The 20685-nt window shown below is 43.6% G+C and carries 17 protein-coding genes; 14 read left to right on the forward strand and 3 right to left on the reverse strand.

Going from position 1 to position 20685, the window contains the following annotated elements; translation table 11 throughout:
* From QVD32_RS02925 to QVD32_RS02960, 8 genes are all read left to right on the forward strand, one after another.
* Positions 1-637: RagB/SusD family nutrient uptake outer membrane protein (locus QVD32_RS02925; RefSeq protein WP_287710141.1), on the forward strand; the 637-nt coding region annotated here is incomplete at its 5' end.
* Positions 638-817: 180 nt separating this feature from the next.
* On the forward strand, positions 818-2116 hold the full coding sequence (locus QVD32_RS02930; RefSeq protein ID WP_118687086.1) for a T9SS type A sorting domain-containing protein: 1299 nt from the start codon (positions 818-820) through the stop codon (positions 2114-2116).
* Between the two features lie 997 nt (positions 2117-3113).
* Positions 3114-4205 (forward strand): endonuclease/exonuclease/phosphatase family protein, encoded by a 1092-nt coding sequence (locus QVD32_RS02935; RefSeq protein WP_118687116.1) that lies wholly within the window; start codon positions 3114-3116, stop codon positions 4203-4205.
* Positions 4206-4310: 105 nt separating this feature from the next.
* Positions 4311-5147, forward strand: coding sequence for an endonuclease/exonuclease/phosphatase family protein (locus tag QVD32_RS02940; protein WP_118687084.1), 837 nt, complete (start codon positions 4311-4313; stop codon positions 5145-5147).
* Positions 5148-5172: 25 nt separating this feature from the next.
* Positions 5173-7368 carry an alpha-N-acetylglucosaminidase gene (locus QVD32_RS02945; RefSeq protein ID WP_118687083.1) on the forward strand — a complete coding sequence of 732 codons (2196 nt, stop codon included), beginning with the start codon at positions 5173-5175 and terminating at the stop codon, positions 7366-7368.
* Positions 7369-7448: 80 nt separating this feature from the next.
* Positions 7449-10031 (forward strand): glycoside hydrolase family 3 C-terminal domain-containing protein, encoded by a 2583-nt coding sequence (locus QVD32_RS02950; RefSeq protein WP_008863224.1) that lies wholly within the window; start codon positions 7449-7451, stop codon positions 10029-10031.
* Between the two features lie 35 nt (positions 10032-10066).
* Positions 10067-12346, forward strand: a complete 2280-nt coding sequence (locus QVD32_RS02955) for a family 20 glycosylhydrolase (RefSeq protein WP_118687082.1) — start codon at positions 10067-10069, stop codon at positions 12344-12346.
* 133 nt (positions 12347-12479) lie between these two features.
* Positions 12480-12749 (forward strand): tetratricopeptide repeat protein, encoded by a 270-nt coding sequence (locus QVD32_RS02960; protein WP_021892364.1) that lies wholly within the window; start codon positions 12480-12482, stop codon positions 12747-12749.
* 7 nt (positions 12750-12756) lie between these two features.
* Here QVD32_RS02960 and QVD32_RS02965 read toward each other — a convergent pair whose 3' ends face one another.
* On the reverse strand, positions 12757-13050 hold the full coding sequence (locus QVD32_RS02965) for a hypothetical protein (protein ID WP_021892365.1): 294 nt from the start codon (positions 13048-13050) through the stop codon (positions 12757-12759).
* 232 nt (positions 13051-13282) lie between these two features.
* Between QVD32_RS02965 and panB the strand changes: the two genes are divergently transcribed.
* Both panB and QVD32_RS02975 read left to right on the forward strand, forming a co-directional pair.
* Positions 13283-14101, forward strand: a complete 819-nt coding sequence (gene panB / locus QVD32_RS02970) for a 3-methyl-2-oxobutanoate hydroxymethyltransferase (RefSeq protein ID WP_008863220.1) — start codon at positions 13283-13285, stop codon at positions 14099-14101.
* A gap of 81 nt (positions 14102-14182) precedes the next feature.
* A complete protein-coding gene (locus QVD32_RS02975) occupies positions 14183-15235 on the forward strand; it encodes an acyltransferase (protein WP_008863219.1) in 1053 nt (350 codons plus the stop codon).
* A gap of 82 nt (positions 15236-15317) precedes the next feature.
* Here QVD32_RS02975 and mscL read toward each other — a convergent pair whose 3' ends face one another.
* The gene (mscL, locus tag QVD32_RS02980) at positions 15318-15755 is read right to left on the reverse strand and encodes a large-conductance mechanosensitive channel protein MscL (protein WP_046411115.1); all 438 of its coding nucleotides are present in this window, start codon (positions 15753-15755) and stop codon (positions 15318-15320) included.
* Between the two features lie 324 nt (positions 15756-16079).
* On the opposite strand from mscL, the gene gap reads away from it, so the two are divergent.
* Positions 16080-17090, forward strand: a complete 1011-nt coding sequence (gene gap / locus QVD32_RS02985; protein ID WP_008863215.1) for a type I glyceraldehyde-3-phosphate dehydrogenase — start codon at positions 16080-16082, stop codon at positions 17088-17090.
* 143 nt (positions 17091-17233) lie between these two features.
* Here the strand turns inward: gap and QVD32_RS02990 are convergent, their stop codons facing one another.
* Positions 17234-17554: a hypothetical protein gene (locus QVD32_RS02990; RefSeq protein ID WP_021892368.1), complete on the reverse strand. Its 321-nt coding sequence runs from the start codon at positions 17552-17554 to the stop codon at positions 17234-17236.
* Positions 17555-17837: 283 nt separating this feature from the next.
* On the opposite strand from QVD32_RS02990, the gene QVD32_RS02995 reads away from it, so the two are divergent.
* The 3 genes from QVD32_RS02995 to QVD32_RS03005 all read left to right on the forward strand — a co-directional run bounded on the left by QVD32_RS02995 (position 17838) and on the right by QVD32_RS03005 (position 20670).
* Positions 17838-18533, forward strand: a complete 696-nt coding sequence (locus tag QVD32_RS02995; protein WP_008863213.1) for a LexA family transcriptional regulator — start codon at positions 17838-17840, stop codon at positions 18531-18533.
* A 49-nt stretch (positions 18534-18582) separates the two neighbouring features.
* Entirely contained in the window at positions 18583-18927 is a 345-nt protein-coding gene (locus tag QVD32_RS03000; protein WP_021892369.1) for a hypothetical protein, read from the forward strand.
* Positions 18928-19167: 240 nt separating this feature from the next.
* Complete coding sequence (locus QVD32_RS03005; protein WP_021892370.1) at positions 19168-20670, forward strand: leucine-rich repeat domain-containing protein; 1503 nt, start codon at positions 19168-19170, stop codon at positions 20668-20670.
* Positions 20671-20685 lie beyond the last annotated feature (15 nt).

The following is a 20685-nucleotide window of genomic DNA, read 5'->3' on the forward strand; positions in this document are numbered from 1 at the left end:
CTATGCCGAAGCGAAAGCCGAGTTAGGAACCTTGACACAGGAGGATCTCAAAATCTCCATCAAGAAAATCCGCGACCGCGTGGGCATGCCCAACATCGACATGCTTGCCGCCAACGCAAATCCCGACCCCTATCTGTGTGCGCCCGAGACCGGTTATAGAAATGTCACCGGCCCTAACAAAGGCGTGATCCTCGAAATACGTCGCGAACGCACCATCGAACTCTGCCTCGAAGGACACCGTTATTACGACATTATCCGATGGAAAGAAGGAAAAATGTTCGAGCAACCGTTCCTCGGCATGTACTTCCCCGGTTTGACGCAAGGATCGGGAGACAACCGCTACGACGTGTTCGACATGAACGATGGAATCGCAGGTGACAAAGAAAAAGTGGACATCTGCATCTACACAGGCAAAAAACCTTCGGTGAAGAACATTCGTAAATTCTACAAGCTGGGCGAAGAGTTCGTCTTGACCGATGGAGACAAAGGCAACATCATCTGCCACGACATCGAGAAAGAACCCCGCCAGTGGAACGAAGAAAGAGACTATTTCTTCCCGATACCCACCACCGAAAGATCGCTCACCAACGGAGCTTTAACACAGAACCCCGGTTGGAACGACGGGCTGGACTTCTAAGTGTACAACATGGAATGCAGGTGCAGAAGCATAACTTCTGCACCTGCATTCTCTATCCAAATATAAAATTCACAATCTATTAAAAAAAATAGACCAACAGACTACCCTCTCGCAAAAAACATCTGTCTTTATAATAAACACCCAAAACATTAATTTATCATTAACTAAAAAATTCTAAGTATGGAAAAGTTTACTTTTTTAGGTAAGAAAGTCGCTATGTCTGCTTTCTTATGTTGTTTTTCTTTGGTTGGCTTCGCCCAAGAAGATACTCAAACATTCAATTTCGACGCAACAGAAACCCAAGAGTATGCGGCATTCTTCAAACAGCCCTCTGCCATTGAAGGAAAATGCAATGCCGAAGTAATGGGTATCGACATCAATCGCGAAGGATTCTCTTGGGACGACATGAATACATGGAAAAACGCAGAAGGAAAAATATGGCATAGTTACTCAAATGGATATGTCGAAACCCTTTTTGGAGTATGTGCGAACGCCAGTGCTCCGTTCAATGGAAAAACGAGTTCTTTATCTTGGACAAATTCCGAAGGAGACAACAAATGGTATCCGGTACTGCCGGCCGTTGAAAATTTAAAAGGAACTTTCATTCTTACCAATTGTAAAGCTACCGTTGTCCACATCTCCGATACCCAATTGGATACTGTAAGAATCCAAATGACGAACGAAGACAAAGACTGTTATATGCACGTTCGTCGTAATTTAAACTGCAAACAATTGGATATGAGCGGATCCACTGGAAAATGTCGTCAATTGGCCGGTTACAGAAACGCATTCTCCGACGAGAACTCCCTCTTGTTCACAGATTGTCGTCCGGCCGAATTCCTCGATTGGTTGTTCAATATTGAAGACAACCACTACACATTCTCTACATTGCCGGTACACCCTACTACCGGAAAAGTATTGGGTAGCGGATACAAATTGCAATGGGAAGCTGCCGGCGGATATCCTATCGGACAGATGAATGCCGACGGTGAATACGAAATCGCCGTAGGAGAAGATATCGACCTTTCCAGCGAATATGACGTAGATGGTAATATCACGACCTACACATGGAAAAACCTCGATGGAGAAGAAATCACGCCTCCCGATGCTTCCGACGGTTGGTTCTGCTTCGACGAATCGAACCTGAATCAAGAATACCGCTGTGAAATGACAAACGAAAAATACCCGGCTTTGGTATTGAAAACAGTATTCGTTAAAGTAGTCAGTGAATACACCTCCGGTATAAGCAAGGTAGAAAACAACGGTATTGCAGTAGGACCGAATCCGGCAGCCGATTACATCACGGTTAAAGGCGAAGAAGTACAAAGCGTAGACATCTTCTCGCTTACGGGAGCTTGTGTAAAAAGCGTAAAAGACAACGTTCAAACTATCGAAATAGCAGACCTCGCACCCGGTATCTACACCATCAAAGTAGTAACCGCCAACGGTGAAAAGGTAGCCAAGTTTATTAAAAAGTAAGTAGAAAACAATTTTTTCTTCCAATAACAATAACCGGCAAGATATTTTCCATATCTTGCCGGTTATCTTTTTCCCCATAAAGAGAACGAACCGAACACAACACGGCTCAGCCGATAATTAGCGGGGAGTGTTCGTGTTTGTCCTGTATTTTTACTCGTTTTGTGAATTTTTTAATATAGTTCGTTGCGTTAGCGATATTAGGGGCTCAGTTGATAATTAGTGGGGATCCTCCTTTTATACCTCTACCCCCTCAATCAAAGATTATATGATACTTTCAGCCCCCTCGCCCTGCGAGCACTCCCCCTATCTCATCTGCGATGAGCAGAGGGAGAGGATTGAAAGTATCACTTTGAGCCGTTTTATCCCTTCGGAGCTTTGTGGGGTATTCTCCTCCTCCCCTGCCGTGTCCCGTAGCATGGCGGGGTGTTTTGTACAAAATCGGAGCAAGGGCGAAAGAGGAATACATCTCAACCTCTCCCCCTGTGTTCCGGAAAGGAATATAGGGGGAGTGCCCGAAGGGCGAGGGGGTTAAAATTCGAGCAAGAGCACAAACCCCGATTCTGCCTTTATCGGGCGGCGAAGACGCAAGGGAGACGGAAGAAAAAGGGCAAGGACTGTCCGAGCGAAGCGAGTTCCGCAGCCCCCGGCGGCGACTGTAACGACGAGCCTAAAAGCCCGATAACTGCGGCGGCGCTTCTTGGTTCGTTCTTCTCTCTGTTGAGAAGAATGAACAAATAAACGACCTTTTATCCCCTCTCATTCATTAACATTCAAGTCTATCCCCATGAATTTTCTACTGAACCACAACACCAACAAAAACACAATACTTTCACCCAGCCATAGAACGCCAATAACGATTATTCCCCGATACGACCGACGGCCCCCTCTCAAAAAAAATAATTTGCAGACTACCCTTTTCCACTATATATTTGTCTTGTATATAAATAGCCAAAAATTTTTCGACAACACATCGGCTTTCAAAACAAAAACATCTATCATGAAAAAAATTACTCTATTACTCGCGTTTTTTATCTGTCTGAACATCAGTTTAAACGCTCAGACATACCCCAAAAAAGAAAATGTCATTCGTCTGCTCACCTACAACACTCATTATTGCAAAGGAGGAAGCGACCCCGGCTCTATCGACGATTACAACACTCAGCGCCTTGCCTCGGTTATCGAAGCCCTCGACCCCGATGTGGTTGCCCTGCAAGAACTGGACAGCGCCATGAGCGACCGTAGAAGGAGAGATCTGTTAAAACAAATCTCTGAATTCACCGGACTCGATTATCAGCACTTCTTCGGAGGCTTAGCCCCCATCAATGGCGGTAAAGTAGGTCCGGGACTACTCTTTAAAAAAGATTTGAAAGTGGTAAAGAAAAAGATTATCCCGTTGGCAGGCGATGAAGCTCGTAGCGCAGTACGGGTGGATTTCGAGAAATTCACATTCATGGGAACCCACCTCGACCTGAACAATGCAAAAAGAACCCAAAGCGCAAGTACATTGGTCAATGAAACCGACTTTATCCGTAAACCCTGTTTCCTCGCCGGCGATTTGAACGATTCTCACCGATGGGGCAACGGAGGAATCGCATTCCCCGTACTGGCCGATAAATTTTCTATCGTCAGCGATACGGAAGGTAACACCATTCCGGGCCGGACCGACAACGGGGCTCTCATCGATTATATCTTGTTCAAAGATTATAAAGACTCGGGAATTAAAATCGTTGAGACACACATTGTCCGCACATTGAAAGTAAACGGTTCGGTCATTGACTTGGGATCGATATCCGACCACTACCCCGTTTATGTAGACATCGAGATTCCCGGGCTAAGCGGAATCGAAAATGCCACCCGAAGCAATTCGATTCGAATATATCCCACCCAAGTACAAAACACATTAAACATTCAAAGCGAATCCCCCGTCAGAAAAATAAACATCTACTCGATGACCGGTCAAAAACAATTAGAGGCAAACAACCCCGGCACGGCATCGGTCGACATCTCCTCTTTATCGAACGGAATATACATCGTGGAAATTTTCGCAGATAACGGCACGACATTCAAAGGAAAGATTATCAAGAGATAAGTCATTCTTATTAAACTTATTTATACAATTATCAAAGTCCATATAAATGAACTTCGAGTTCTTTTTATCCCTACAAAAACAGCCGACAAACACATAAAACACATCATGAAGAAAGCAATATTACTCTCTATCGTTTTGGCCGGGACATTGTTCTCGGTAAAACCGCAGTCCTATCCCAAAGCCCCGGGAGCAATCAGACTACTCACTTACAACACCCATTATTGTAAAGGAGGTTATGATCCGGGAGAAATCAACGAAAGCAACGTGAAAAAACTTGCACAAGTCATCAAAGCTTTGGATGCCGACGTCATCGCCTTGCAAGAATTGGACAGTGCCTCTCAAAGCCGGGGAAACCGTTATCTGCTGCACGAAATAGCCAAACATACAGGAATCGAATATACCGATGTGTATGCCAATGCGGCTCGCTTCGACAAGAAGGGAAGCATCGGTTGCGGCGCATTGGTTAGAAAAAATCTGCCGATTGTCAGCCGGTACATCGCTTATCTCCCGGGAGACGAGCCGAGAGCGGCCATTCAACTGGAACTCGAAAAATTTGTATTCATCGCCACACATTCCGACCTCAATAACGAAAAACGCAGACAAGGAACTAAAATCATTTGCAACGACTCCCGCGAAATGAAAAAACCCGTATTCGTGGCCGGAGACCTCAACGACTCTTTCCGCTGGTCGCGAAGCAATGTATCTTTTCCTCTATACCAAAAAGATTTTATCATTGCAAGCGACACGGTCGGCAACACGATCCCCGGAAGAACCGACAACGGCGCATTGATCGACTTCATTTTATTGAGCAAAAAAGGGAAGAATAAGATAAAGATAGTCGGCAGCAAAATCGTGCGAGAAATAAATATCGAGGGAAAAACGATAGATTTGGGTGAAATTTCGGACCACTATCCTGTATTCACAGACATTATATGTAAATAAATTTAATTGAAACTTTCATAAAGCCATGTCAAGACACTGTTTCTTATTCATAGGACTCATAGCCTTATGTATTACCTCTTGCTCCCGGACTCCGGAATATACAGACTCTGCCGCCCGGCTCGCCGGACGCATTGTGCCATCGCACTCCGATGATTTCATCTTTACGCTCGTTCCTGCCGAAAAAGATTTCTTCGAACTGAGGCAGAATGGCGATAAAATAGAGATACAAGGGAATAACGGAATCTCTATGGCACGCGGACTAAACCACTACCTGCGCCACTATTGCCATGCCTCTGTTTCTTGGTGTGGCGATAATCTGGCTTCCATACCCGATACACTGCCCGCAGTCGGTGAACCGGTTCATATCGAAGCCTCTCAACCCCTGCGGTATTATCTGAATTATTGCACATATAGCTACTCTATGGCTTTTTGGGGGTGGGAAGAATGGGAAAAAGAAATAGACCGCATGGCTCTGCAAGGTGTCAATCTCCCTCTCATGGCTGTCAACAGCCAGTACGCCGTTTGGCAAAACACGCTCAAAAGACTGGGATATAACGAAAAAGAAATATCGGAATTCCTTCCCGGAGCCGGCTATGAAGCGTGGTGGCTCATGGGTAATCTCGAAGGCTTCGGTGGCCCCGTTTCCCAAAAATTCATAGACCGGCAAACCGACCTCCAACAAAAAATGCTGCGTCGCATGAGAGAGTTGGGTATGGCTCCCGTCTTTCAGGGATTCTATGGCATGGTTCCCAACAGTTTAAAAGAAAAATTCCCCGAAGCCAACATCAAGGAACAAGGTGAATGGCAAACCTATCAGCGTCCTGCGTTCCTAGATCCGAACGATCCCCTTTTCGATAAAATCGCCGACATATACTACGACGAACAGGAAAAACTGTTCGGTAAAGCCGTCTATTTCGCCGGAGACCCATTCCACGAAGGAGGTCAGTCGGAAGGTATCGATGTAAAAGCCGCAGCTAAAAAAATACTGCAAGCCATGAGACGCAAAACCCCGGAAGCTGTATGGATCATACAAGGCTGGCAACGTAATCCCATGCGCGACCTATTGGAAGGGTTGGAACATGGCGAGGCCATCATTCTCGACCTCATGGCATGCGAGCGTCCCCAATGGGGCGGCATAAAAAACTCGTTGTTTTATAAAGCCGAAGGACACATGCACCACGACTGGATTTGGTGCGCACTGCCCAATTTCGGCGGGAAAACAGGGCTGCATGGCAAAATGAGCAGTTATGCCTCTGGTGTAGTCTTTGCCAAAAACCACCCGTTGGGAAAAAACCTATGTGGAATAGGAACAGCTCCCGAGGGAATCGGTACGATTCCCGTCGTATATGACATGGTATACGACATAGCTTGGAGAGAAGATAGCATCGATATAAAAGACTGGGTGAACCAATATACGCAATATCGGTACGGTAAAGCCGATCCAAACTGCAATCGAGCTTGGGAAATTCTGTCGAAAACCATTTACGAATGTCACAATGAAATAGGAGGGCCCGTCGAATCTTATATATGTGCACGCCCCTCCGATACAATCAAACACGCCTCGTCATGGGGTACTGCCGAGATTTTCTATGATCCCGCAGAAATCGTTACAGCATGGGAATGCATGTATAATGTCCGACACGAATTCGCACAATCCGCAACCTATCAATATGATTTGGTAGATCTCACACGACAAGTTTTAGGTGATTACGCAAAATATCTTCACAAACAGGCGGTAAACGCCTTTTATCGAAACGATTTAAAAGGATTTCAAGCCTATTCCTCCAAATTCCTCGCTCTCATTCGAGACGAAGACAAACTATTGTCCACCCGCAAAGAGTTCAACGTGGGAACATGGATAAACCAAGCACGCAACGCCGCTTGTACGCCTCAGGAACAGGAGCGTTTCGTTGCAAACGCAAAAAGACAAATTACCACTTGGACAAACCACGACTCAAAACTCCACGATTACGCCCTTAAAGAATGGAGCGGGTTGATGAGAGACATGTATCTGCCTCGTTGGGAAGCATGGGTCGACTACAAACTGGCTCTATTGAGAGGAGAAACCGCACAAGAACCCGATTATTTCCAAATCGAAAAAAATTGGGTCGACTCCGATACACGCTACGATAGTACCTCTACCGGAAATGCGATTTCTGCTGTTGAAGAAATCTATAAAAAATACTTCATCGAATTACAACAAACCTATAAAAACATTTAAATATCCCGGTTCTCCTATGTAAAAAAGCCTATGTCGGTTGTCTTTTTACAGAAACAGAATCCTTAAAAACATACCACATTATGCGACACAAAATTTTTATAGCCTTTTTATCCCTTCTCACCGCCACATCGACCCTCGATATGGCAAAAGCCCAATCCCTACCATACAAAAACAAAAATCTCCCCATCGAGGAACGCGTAGAAGACTTGCTGAACCGCATGACTGTCGATGAAAAAATCGCACAAATACGGCACATACACTCTTCGAAAATTTTTAACGGGCAAGAGCTCGATATGAAAAAACTGACCGATTGGGCAGGTAATACTTCATGGGGATTTGTCGAAGGCTTTCCCCTCACCGGCGACAATTGCGCTAAAAGCATGTATCTCATTCAAAAATACATGGTAGAAAAAACCCGGTTGGGAATACCCATCTTCACAGTTGCAGAATCTCTGCACGGTGCTGTGCACGACGGAGCCACCATATATCCCCAAAACATCGCTTTGGGGAGCACCTTTAATCCCGAACTGGCACGAAAGAAAACGCAAATGATTTCCGACGATCTCCACAGCATGGGATTTCGACAAGTTCTATCCCCCTGTATAGACGTAGTGCGCGATTTACGTTGGGGACGGGTCGAAGAGTCCTATGGGGAAGACCCATATCTATGCGGCCTTTTCGGCATCGAGGAGGTTTCGGGGTATCTCGAAAACGGCATATCGCCCATGTTGAAGCATTACGGCCCGCACGGCAACCCGTTGAGCGGATTAAATTTAGCCTCGGTAGAATGCGGATTACGAGATTTGCACGAAATCTATCTCAAACCGTTCGAAATGGTTGTTAAAAACACCGGAATATTGGCAGTCATGTCGACCTATAACTCTTGGAACCATATACCCAACTCAGCATCACATTATCTGCTTACCGACATACTTCGTGACGAATGGGGCTTCAAAGGATATGTATATTCCGACTGGGGTGCTATCGAAATGCTCAAAACATTGCATTTCACAGCCCGCAACTCCTCTGAGGCCGCCATTCAAGCCATTTCTGCCGGGCTCGATGCCGAGGCATCGAGCAAATGCTATCCCTTCCTGAAAGGATTGATCGAAAAAGGCCAGTTCGATGAAAAAATTCTCGACACGGCTGTCCGCCGGGTTTTATTCGCAAAATTCGCTATGGGACTCTTTGAAGACCCTTACGGCAAAACCTTCAAAAACCGTAAACGACACTCCCCGGAAAGCGTCAAACTCGCCAAAACGATTGCCGACGAATCGACCGTTCTGCTGAAAAACGAAAACCAGCTACTGCCGCTCGATGCCAAAAGCCTGAAATCGATCGCCATTATCGGGCCCAATGCCGACCAAGTCCAATTCGGAGATTACACTTGGAGCCGCAACAACAAAGACGGTGTCACCCCGCTACAAGGTATCAAGAACCGGGTAAACAAAAACACCGCCATACACTACGCCAAAGGTTGCAGTCTCACATCATTGGACACATCGGGAATAGCCGAAGCGGTCGAAGCCGCCAAAAACAGCGAAGTAGCCGTAATTTTCGGCGGTAGCGCCAGCGCCGCTTTGGCTCGTGACTACAAAAGCTCCACTTGCGGAGAAGGGTTCGACCTGAACGATTTGAACCTCACCGGAGCGCAATCGCAACTAATACGCGAAGTATATCGAACCGGCACTCCCGTCATACTTGTATTGGTAACAGGAAAACCTTTTGTCATAGAATGGGAAAAGAACAATTTGCCCGCTATACTCGTCCAATGGTATGCCGGTGAACAAGCCGGAAACTCCATTGCCGATATCCTATTCGGAGAAGTCGTTCCTTCGGGAAGACTCACTTTCTCTTTCCCTCGCAGCACCGGACATTTGCCTGTCTACTACAACTATCTGCCGTCCGACCGTGGATTCTACAAAAACCCCGGAAGCTACGACTCACCCGGACGGGACTATGTTTTCTCGGCTCCTTCGGCTCTATATAGTTTCGGATACGGACTTTCCTATACCTCGTTCGTTTATAAGAATCTCTCCACCGACAAAGACAAATACGAATTGAACGACACGATACACGCCACAGTAGAAGTAAAAAATACAGGGAAATACACCGGTAAAGAAGTAGTTCAATTATATGTCCGAGACAAAGCCAGTACCTATGTGACACCGGTAAAACAACTGCGCGACTTCAAAAAAATAGAATTAGCGCCCGGTGAAACCCGCACCGTACAACTTCAAGTACCCATCTCCGATCTCTATTTGGTCGACGAGAAAAACCAACGCTTCGTCGAAGCCGGCGAGTTCATTTTGGAAGTAGGACAAGCATCGAATAATATCATTTTGTCGAAAACTATCGTGGCGGGAGAACCATCGACGATCGGGAATGACGAAATCGTAAAACCTAAAAACAAAAAAAGTTCCCGCCAAATGGAAGTGAAAGGAGAAGTGCGTGACGTGCAGGCTACCCTCGTTCCCGATATGCAGATTATTGAAAAAAGCACCGGAAAAACCATTGCTGTTACCGACGCAAAAGGTCAGTTCAAATTCACTACCGGCAATCACGAATATCTCATCTTCAAAAAATCGGGATACCAAACTGTCGAAATAGAAGTAAACAACATGAATGTAATCAACATTACTGTAAACTACGGAGAAAACTAACGACCCTATTATTCATCTCATAAAAATTATTTATAATGAAAAGAGCACTTTCTATTTCTTGCCTATGGATTTGTCTTCTCGTCCTATCGAGTTCTGTAATCATGGGTCAAGACAACCATTTGGACATCACTCCCACTCCCCAAAGTTTGGTTCAGAAAAACGGACATTTTACTTTAAATTCCAAAACCTCTTTTGCCATTGGGAAAAACCAAAGAGCTGATTTAAAAAAAGTAGCGGCCTATTTCCAGTCAAAAATCCTATACTCCACAGGATACAATCTAAATATAAAAAACAGCGGAAGCTCAAACGCTATCAGTCTGCAAATAGACAAGTCGCTAAAAATAGGGAACGAAGGCTACCAACTGACAGTAACCCCCAAAAAGGTAATTGTCAAAGCCAAAACTCCGCAAGGAATCTTTTATGGCATGCAATCGGTTATGCAGTTGCTTCCTCCCCAAATCGAGAGCGAAACGATTATCGATAACGTAGCATGGGAAATCCCTTGTGTGGAAATCAAAGATGAACCCGCCTATGGATACCGAGGTATGATGCTCGACGTATGTCGCCACTTCCACGACGTGGAATTTGTAAAAAAACAACTCGACATCATGGCCATGTTCAAAATGAATTATTTCCATTGGCACTTGACCGACGACCATCTGTGGACCATAGAAATAAAAAAATATCCCCGTCTCGCCGAGGTTGGCTCTGTACGCCGGAATGCCGATGGAAGCATACATCGGGGCTTCTACACACAGGAACAAATCAAAGAAGTCGTTGCCTACGCAGCAGAGCGGTACATTACCGTTATCCCCGAAGTAGAACTTCCCGGACATGCACTTGCCGCTTTGACCGCATACCCCGAATATTCATGTACAGGAGGCCCGTTTGAACTACGCAACAAATGGGGCGTGGAAGACAACGTATATTGCGCCGGGAATGACAAAACTTTTGAATTCTTACAAGACATTCTCGAAGAAGTCATTCCTCTGTTTCCCGGCAAATTCTTCCATATCGGCGGTGACGAATGTCCCAAAGTAAGATGGAACGAATGCCCCAAATGCCAAAAAAGAATCAAAAACGAAAACTTGAAAGATGCCCACGAACTGCAAAGCTATTTCATTCACCGTATCGAAAAGATAATCCTTGCTCATGGAAAATCGATGATCGGCTGGGACGAAATTCTCGAAGGAGGACTGGCTCCATCGGCGACAGTGATGTCTTGGAGAGGAGAAGAAGGAGGAATTGCCGCCGCTTCTATGGGACACGATGTTATCATGACACCCTCCAAATGGATGTATATAGATCATGGACAAGGAGCTGTCGAAACCGAACCCATTGCCATTAGATTCGGACTCCCTCTCGAAAAGACTTATAGCTACGACCCCAAATCTCCAAAAATTCCAGAAAATTTGCGTCACCACGTTTTAGGAGCACAATGCAACATGTGGACCGAATATGCCGTAACCCCCGAGTATACCGAATACCTGTTATATCCCCGCATGCTGGCTTTGGCAGAATTGGATTGGACACCCAAAGAGAAAAAAGATTACAACTCTTTCACTCGTCGGCTCGACAATCAATTGATCCGACTCGATATGCACCACATCAACTACCACATACCCATGCCCGAAGGCCCTATGGCCGACCGTATTGCATATACCGAAAATACCACGCTGACGTTCCACAACAGCCGTAACTATTCTATGGTATATACGACCGATGGAAGTGATCCTCAAACAAATTCGACAAAATACGAAAAGCCGTTATATCTCAATAAAGATGTAACAGTCAAAATAGCCACTATGCTCCCCTCAGGGAAATTAAGTCCGGTACGCTCTATCGAAGTAGTTCACGAAAAGCTCATGCCGGCTACCGAAAAAAGCACCCAACCCGGTATCGAGTTGAGACGTACCGAGGGAAACCTCTATTTTGTAAAAGACCTCGATGGAGCGCATTGGAGTGCACCGAAGATTGTCAAAGATTTTGAATTCAAACCGGATATCGAAGACAAAGGAGCATACTGCTACACCGGCTACTTCGAAGTTCCCGCCGATGGCATATACTATTTTTCCTCCGAAATGGACGAACTGAGAATAGACGGAAAGGTCATCATCAGTAACGACGGTAAACTCATACGCCATTCTCGCACACGTAATTCCATCGCTTTGCAAAAAGGCAAACATGCATTCCAGCTACTGATGATTAACAACAACATCGGCGGCTATCTGCGCACATGGAACAACAAAGGTTTTATCTTGGCTCCCGAAGGGAACGAATTAGAACTACCCAAACCCGAAAAACTAACCCATTAATCAAAGATGCAAATTGAAACAACGGGGAAGTCCTAAGAGTAGGACTTCCCCGTTGTCATATTATCCATACGCCAACAAGTATATTTGTTTCTGCCCTCGGTTTACACTATCTTTGCCCAAAAGAAAGCAGCAAATGGACTCAGAAAAAATAAACCGGCTCATCGCAGAAAACAATTTGGAAAAAGCTCTTGCATACATCGACGAATGGCTCTCGAACCACTCGAAAGACGACAAGGCATACTACTTGAAAGGACTCGTCTTTTGGAAACAAGGAAACTGGAAACTCACAATTGAGAACTATCTGAAAGCCATAGAAATCAATCCAGACAGCCCGGCCAAACAAGCCTATGAAATGGTAATGAACATTATCAATTTTTCCAATCCCGATCTATACAATCCGTAATCACGGATTAAAAAATCAAAACAAACAAGGCCAAATATACCAGCATTTGCAAACCTTGTAAAATCCACGAAATCTCTCGTCGGGTACTATACACCCGATAACTAATCCACGTAGATAAAACCACATACAAAGGCAATAACATGACCAAAGCCCAAGGTAAAGCATCGCCAGCGGCTTTTTCGACAAATACAAACGTTGCTCGGTTCATCAACCACGGCCACGCAAAAACCGGCAAAGCCGTTATAAGAATTAAAATCTTGAACCAACCGGGAACTTCCCGTGACGACTTTTCTTTCTCCATACTATAAACACTCATTCAAACAAATAGAATCGGCAGACTGTAATCACAGAAAAACCGCAATCATATCTGTGCGATCTGTGTTTCCGCCTCCGGGCGCAAAGAGGATCGCCCCGTACAATCAATCCATTCTACACTTTATGCAAATATACAGAAAACAAGATTGAAAAGTGAAAAAGGTTGCAATATAAAAATTTGAGTGTACCTTTGTCCCGAAATTCAAACAATCAAAATTATGTCTACATATACCGAAGATACTCGTAAAGTAACGACTCACCGCCTGATGGAAATGAAACTCCGCGGCGAAAAAATTTCGATGTTAACCGCCTATGACTTTTCAATGGCGACTCTTATAGACCAAGCCGGAATCGATGTCATTCTGGTAGGCGACTCGGCATCCAATGTAATGGCCGGAAATGTAACGACTTTACCTATTACTCTCGACCAAATGATTTATCATGGGAAGTCGGTTGTCAGAGCCGTTAAACGTGCCTTAGTCGTCGTCGATATGCCATTCGGCTCCTATCAGGGCAATTCCAAAGAAGCTGTTGCCTCGGCAATCAGAATCATGAAAGAGACGCATGCCGACTGTGTAAAGATGGAAGGCGGAGCCGAAATCCGTGAATCTATCGAGCGCATACTCAGTGCCGGGATACCCGTTATGGGGCATTTAGGTCTGACACCACAATCCATTAACAAATTCGGTACATATACCGTTCGTGCTCGTGAAGAGGCAGAAGCCAATAAACTCATCGAGGATGCTCATCTTCTCGAAGAGATAGGGTGTTTCAGTCTTGTTCTCGAAAAGATTCCGGCAGCATTGGCCACCCGGGTAGCTCAGGAAGTAACCATTCCGGTCATCGGTATCGGAGCCGGTGGTGGTGTAGACGGACAAGTCCTCGTCATGCACGACATGTTAGGCATCAACAAAGGTTTTTCCCCACGGTTCCTTCGTCGATACGCCGATCTAAGTACAACGATCACCGAAGCGGTACAAGCCTACGTAAAAGACGTGAAAACACAAGATTTTCCCAATGAAAAAGAACAATACTAACTACTGTCATTGGAGAAAAACTACGTTTCAACTAATTATTCGATAAAATTCATCACGAACATTTCATAAACAATTATTTTCATGATTAAGAATCGCAATTATTCACTCGATTTATTGAGAGTTATTGCCTGTTACTTGGTCATTCAACAACATGCCAGCGAATTTTACTATATAGGAGAAGGAGGAACGGTTGTTACCGGAAGCAATACTTTTTGGATTGGTATCATAACCACATTATGCCGATCATCTGTACCTCTATTCGTCATGCTGTCGGGATTCTTGTTACTCCCTATGCAAGACAAAATTTCTACATTTTTTCGCAAGCGTTTCACCCGAATCGTATATCCATTCATCGCATGGTGTGTATTATATGCCGGATACTACGTATTAAGCCGTGGGGATTCTTTTAGCCAAATGGCACTTAATATTTTACACATTCCTGTGAATTTCGGGTGTGAAATAGGTCATTTATGGTATATTTACATGTTAATCGGGCTCTATCTGGTAACCCCGATTATTTCCCCCTGGTTACAACAAGCTTCTAAACGAGAACTGGAAGGATATCTCGGCTTGTGGATAATCACAACTTTTCTCCCGTATATTCATTTAGTTTATCCCGAAGTGCTTGGCGAAGCATTCTGGAACGACACACCGTTGCTCTATTACTTCACGGGATTCATCGGATACTTCATTTTAGGATATTATCTGAAAAGATTCGGCTATCCTTCTGCGGCATTATCTTGGATAATACTCATAGTCGGTTTCGCGCTCTCGGCCGGGATTTTCTGTTCACGTATCGATACGGTTCCCACTGTGCCCGAATTGGAGCTTAGTTGGGGATTCTGTACGGTAAATGTATTCCTGATGACATTAGGCCTCTTCTCTCTAATCGGCCGATTATCTTTAAAAGGGAAAAATGCAGCCTGCAAACTGCTGTCGGATATATCGATAAAAAGCTATGGAATGTACTTAGCCCACATTCTGTTTCTAAATTTCTATTATGGACTATTCAAGTCTATCTCGGATGCGGCCTATGTCACAATTCCCTTGATCGCCGTGTGTACATTTATTACGGTTTACATATTCGTATATTTGTTATCCTACCTGCCCAAAAGCAAGTATATCATAGGATAATTTATAAAACCTGTCATCAATAATAATGCCGCTTCTGATAAGAAAGCGGCATTATTATTTTTCGCAGAGAACGAGCTCCTTCTCATTCTTCGTTTTTCTTTAACAAGTCCCGAATTTCCGACAACAATTTCACCTCTTCGGAAGGAGCCGGGGCAGGAGCAGGAGCCGTTTGTTCTTCCTTTTTCTTTTCCGTTAACTTCGTCAAAAGTCGAATAAACAAGAAAATAGAAAAAGCAATAATCAAAAAGTCGAAGGTTGCTTGTAAAAAATTACCATAATTAAGTGTAACCGCAGCCTGTTCTACCCCATCGACTACTTCAGGCCCTTTCATCACCCATTTTAAATCTGTAAAGTTGACACCGCCGATCAGTAACCCGAGAGGTGGCATGATGATATCGGCGACAACCGAAGATACGATTTTTCCAAAAGCGCCACCGATAATTACACCGACAGCCATGTCGATGACATTGCCTCGCATGGCAAATTTTTTAAAGTCTGCTAAAAATGAACTTTTCATAATAGTACGAGTTATTAATATTAGATAGATTACTCAAACTCAACACAATGCAAATAAAGAAATTTTTCTTTTATTTTCACATTCACATACATTGTATTCAAAAAAAATATTTACCTTTGTATCGCAATTTTAGGAACAAAATATACTTGTATGAAATACAAAATTGCCTTTTTAATTGCGCTGCTTGCTTTGATGAGTTGTTGTGCGACACCTTGTGGTTGTTAAACAATATTACAAATGTAAATGTTTTTAAGAAAGCAGAACAAAAAAAGAAGAAAAAAGTAAGATGTTATTTTTTATTCAATAAACACTTAAAGTTTTATTACAATGATTAAAGTAGGTATCAATGGTTTTGGCCGCATCGGACGTTTCGTTTTCCGTGCAGCACAAACAAGAAACGACATCCAAATCGTAGGTATTAACGACCTTTGCCCGGTTGACTATTTGGCATACATGTTGAAATATGACACTATGCACGGACAATTCGATGGAACTATCGAAGCGAATGTTGAAAAAAGTCAATTGATTGTAAACGGAAAAACTATTCGTGTTACAGCCGAAAAGAATCCTGCCGATTTGAAATGGAATGAAGTAGGTGCTGAATATGTTGTAGAATCTACCGGTCTTTTCTTGACCAAAGAAAAAGCTCAAGCTCATATCGAAGCCGGTGCTAAATACGTAGTTATGTCCGCTCCTTCCAAAGACGATACTCCTATGTTCGTTTGCGGTGTTAACGAAAATACTTACGTTAAAGGTACTCAATTCGTTTCCAATGCTTCTTGTACAACCAACTGCTTGGCTCCTATCGCCAAAGTATTGAACGACAAATTCGGTATTCTCGATGGTTTGATGACTACCGTTCACTCTACTACCGCTACTCAAAAAACGGTTGACGGTCCTTCTATGAAAGACTGGCGTGGTGGTCGTGCCGCTTCTGGCAACATCATTCCTTCTTCTACGGGAGCTGCCAAAGCCGTAGGAAAAGTAATCCCCACTTTGAACGGAAAATTGACAGGTATGTCTATGCGTGTTCCGACTTTGGACGTTTCGGTTGTCGATTTAACAGTTAACTTGGCTAAACCGGCTACTTATGCAGAAATCTGCGCTGCTATGAAAGAGGCTTCCGAAGGCGAATTGAAAGGCATTCTCGGTTATACCGAAGACGCTGTTGTATCTTCTGACTTCTTGGGTGATACTCGCACTTCTATTTTCGACGCAAAAGCTGGTATAGCTCTGACCGACACATTCGTAAAAGTCGTTTCTTGGTATGACAACGAAATCGGTTATTCTAACAAAGTACTCGATTTGATTGCCCACATGGCAAAAGTTAACGGATAATTCTATTTCTCCGATAAAAAAGAAAAAGGCTGAACAGTTTGTTCAGCCTTTTTCTTTAATCCGACAGGTACACCCTCGTCATATACCCCGAAAGTATCCTTCTTATACCACGCCACACCTTTCGGATCACCCCTCTGTTTATATCATACATATATAACACCGTAACTATCCAAAAAGTTATTCAGCACAGGCAAAATCTCGCCGATGGCCTTTCCCATATTTCCAATAATTCTTACCGGCATATCGGTATATTGAGGCTCTATACCGCACATCATCGACACCGCTTTATGTTCTCTTTCCACTAATTCGATTTCACACATCAACATATAAGCCACTCCGTCGAACTCTATTTCATTCTCATACCTCACCCTCTTTCGTGGCGAATTTTCCCGTTCATAAGCTACCAACCAATGTGCTGCCGCTAATGATGCCAAAGCCGGAGCTTCCCATTCAATCGTTCTCATAACTTCTCCTATTCTGTTAGCACACTTCCATCAGGGTATATTCACACTGCATTTACCCGTTTTGTCTGTGTATCTCCTCCTTTTGTTTACAATTTTTATAGGCAATATACCCCGATGGAACATGGCTAACTATGTTAATTACTAATCTATTATTTTGTTTTTCAAAAAAAGTCTATACCTTTGTTTTGGTAATAAAACCACACAAATATACTACCACTTTTATTGAAAAGCAAATTATTTATGGTAATTTTACCATATTATGAAAATAAAAAAGTGAACGACTATGGAGAATGAAGCTAAAATAGAGAGAATCAAGACATTAATGGAAAACTTTGGAGTAACCCAGTCGGAATTTGCCAAACGCATATCGATCGATGCGTCCAACTTCTCGAAACACCTGACCGGAAAACTACCTGTCAGCGACTCACTTATCAACAGAATCGTCGCAGACTTGGGCGTATCGAAAGAATGGCTATGTACGGGTAAAGGATATATGTTTCGTCCCTCAGACAACGATGCACACTCTCATATACGCACATTAACTCTTCCCTCGGAAGCGATTATACCAGAAGCAAGAAATGGGGCGAAAGTATACGGTCTGGACGTAACCGCCGGTAATTTGGCGCGGGATCGCATGTTTACCGAGGATTTGGTAATCGGCAGTATAGACGTTCCTTTCATCAATCCCGATTGCAGCATTGTCAAAGTAAGCGGAGACAGCATGAAACCCGTTATTAACAATGGTGACATGATCGCAATCCGCGAAATAAAAAATCCCCAGCTTATCTTCTGGGGGCAAATCTACGTCATATTGCTGGAAGATTACCGCATGGTCAAATATATTCGTAAACACGATAATCCCGATAGGGTTATCCTACGCAGTGAAAACAAAGAATACGACGACATCGAAATCGAGAAAAAAGAAATTTGCGATCTGTTCATTGTCGAAAACATTATACGCATAGACAGCCGCATTTAATGACTACGAGAAATATATATAGCTCGCCCACAATACTTTCACGAAAATTATGTCAACATTGGAAGAAATAACCATCGCCATGTCCCACGAGGACTTCGACACTTGGTCGACACTTACGGTCGGATTCAACTACACTAAAAGTCTGGTCATCTGTCTGACCTTTTACGATTATAAAAATGTACAACATCATACCTATGCGATAATCGAAAAAGACGAAGCAATGGCTATGTCGGAACAACTCAATGTAAAATTAACCGACTTACCCCAAACCATATGCAAACATTGCGGCGACACGTCGTATGTATTTGTGCCGTCTCATGTAGAAGAACTTTTCAAAGATGTACTGGATTTCATACTCGACTGCGGCGCACATTATCGCATATCAAGAGATTAAAGATTACCCCCAAATATAGTCTCCATTTTTTCAAAAATTCAGGCTCAACATTCTGTCTGTCAAAACAAAAACACCCGAACATACCGACCCGACAAATAAAATTTGTTTCTACATTCGTTTATACTATCTTTGCAAATACAAAAATAGGGTGCGACTTGGTATAAAAAACGAGCTTGTCCGTTTTATCTTATTCCTATCTCTCTCTATTTTTATAAAACAATCAAACCCGCCGTCACTCCAATGAGAAAGTTGTTATATATCGTTCTGTTCCTATCCGTCGGGAAACATTTGCAGGCGACAAATTACAATTGTCACACCGAAGCGGGACAACTACAATCTCTCATCGAAGAACAGCATCGGACAATTACGAATCTAACCGTCTCGGGAACAATCGACGTTCGCGATTTTGCTTTCATAAACGACTCCCTATTTCACTTAACCGGCATAAACCTTGCAGATTGTACGATAGATGCATTCGAAAGTCGAGATATTTACCTCGGAAATCAAACCCGTTTCGATGCCAACTGTATCCCAGCAAACACATTCTTCGGATTTCAAGAGTTAACGACCGTACGGCTTCCCCAGAATACAAAAAAAATAGGAAAAGGCGCTTTCGCAGGCTGTACTAAACTAAAAAACATAGATTGGGGAAACAATTTACAGGAAATAGCAGGATTCGCTTTTTGCGACTGTTTCTCTTTGAACACATCGTTACCACAGACATTGGAAAAAATAGGCGAATATGCATTCAAACAATGCACCTCTTTTACCGGAATAGACCTCTCCCTGTCTGTCCTTCGTTCGATAGGGAACCAAGCATTTCTCAACTGTACCGCCTTATCCTCGATAACCCTACCCGCCTCGTTACAATCTATCGGCAAAGAATGTTTTGCCGGATGCTCGTCTCTGACGGGAATAACACTCCCTCAAAAACTAGAATCTATGGGCGAAGGTTGTTTCTCCCACTGTATCTCGTTAACAGAGGTCGATATAAAAGAATGTCCATTGGAAAACCTGCCCCCTTACACCTTTGACCATTGTACAAAACTACTCTCCATACAAGCCCCCAATACCATAACAGAAATAGGAGAAGGCGCATTCTATTATTGCACATCGCTCACCGACTGTATTCTACCAGAGTCTGTCCGAACCATAGGCGATTATGCATTTGCCGGATGCAGTAGGATCGCAGGACTTTCTTTCCTGCCCGAAGGAACTGAAAAAATAGGTCGATGGCCGTTCTATGGTATGAAATATTTATTTTCCGCAAAAATACCGTCGACAGTCAAGACCATCGGAGACCACGCCTTCGATAATTGCACGAGATTGAATGTTATGTTATCCTATCCGACCGAGCCTCCGATACTGGGAGAAAATGTCTTTCGAAATGTTCCGCAAAAAGATTGCCGGCTGGGAATCCCCGACGAAAGTCTATCTCTCTATTTGAACACGCCTCAATGGAAAGAGTTTGACATTCGTTATTTATCCGAGGTAGATGAGCAACAAATCGACGACAAGGCGTTGAAAGCATATTTCGAGCAAAAAATGCTCATCGTAAATTCGTACGAACCCATGCACCGCATAACCCTGTATACAATCGACGGACGCACAATATATCAAAAACAAGGCAAAATGACCGAAGCGAAAATCGATACTCAATCGTATTCGGGAGAAGTATTTATCTTTTCTGTACAAATAGAATCAGGAAAATACTATCATTTAAAATTAGGAAGAGTCAATTAACCAGAACCTGTCGAT

This window comes from Barnesiella sp. (assembly GCF_022723415.1).
Classification (GTDB): domain Bacteria; phylum Bacteroidota; class Bacteroidia; order Bacteroidales; family Barnesiellaceae; genus Barnesiella; species Barnesiella intestinihominis.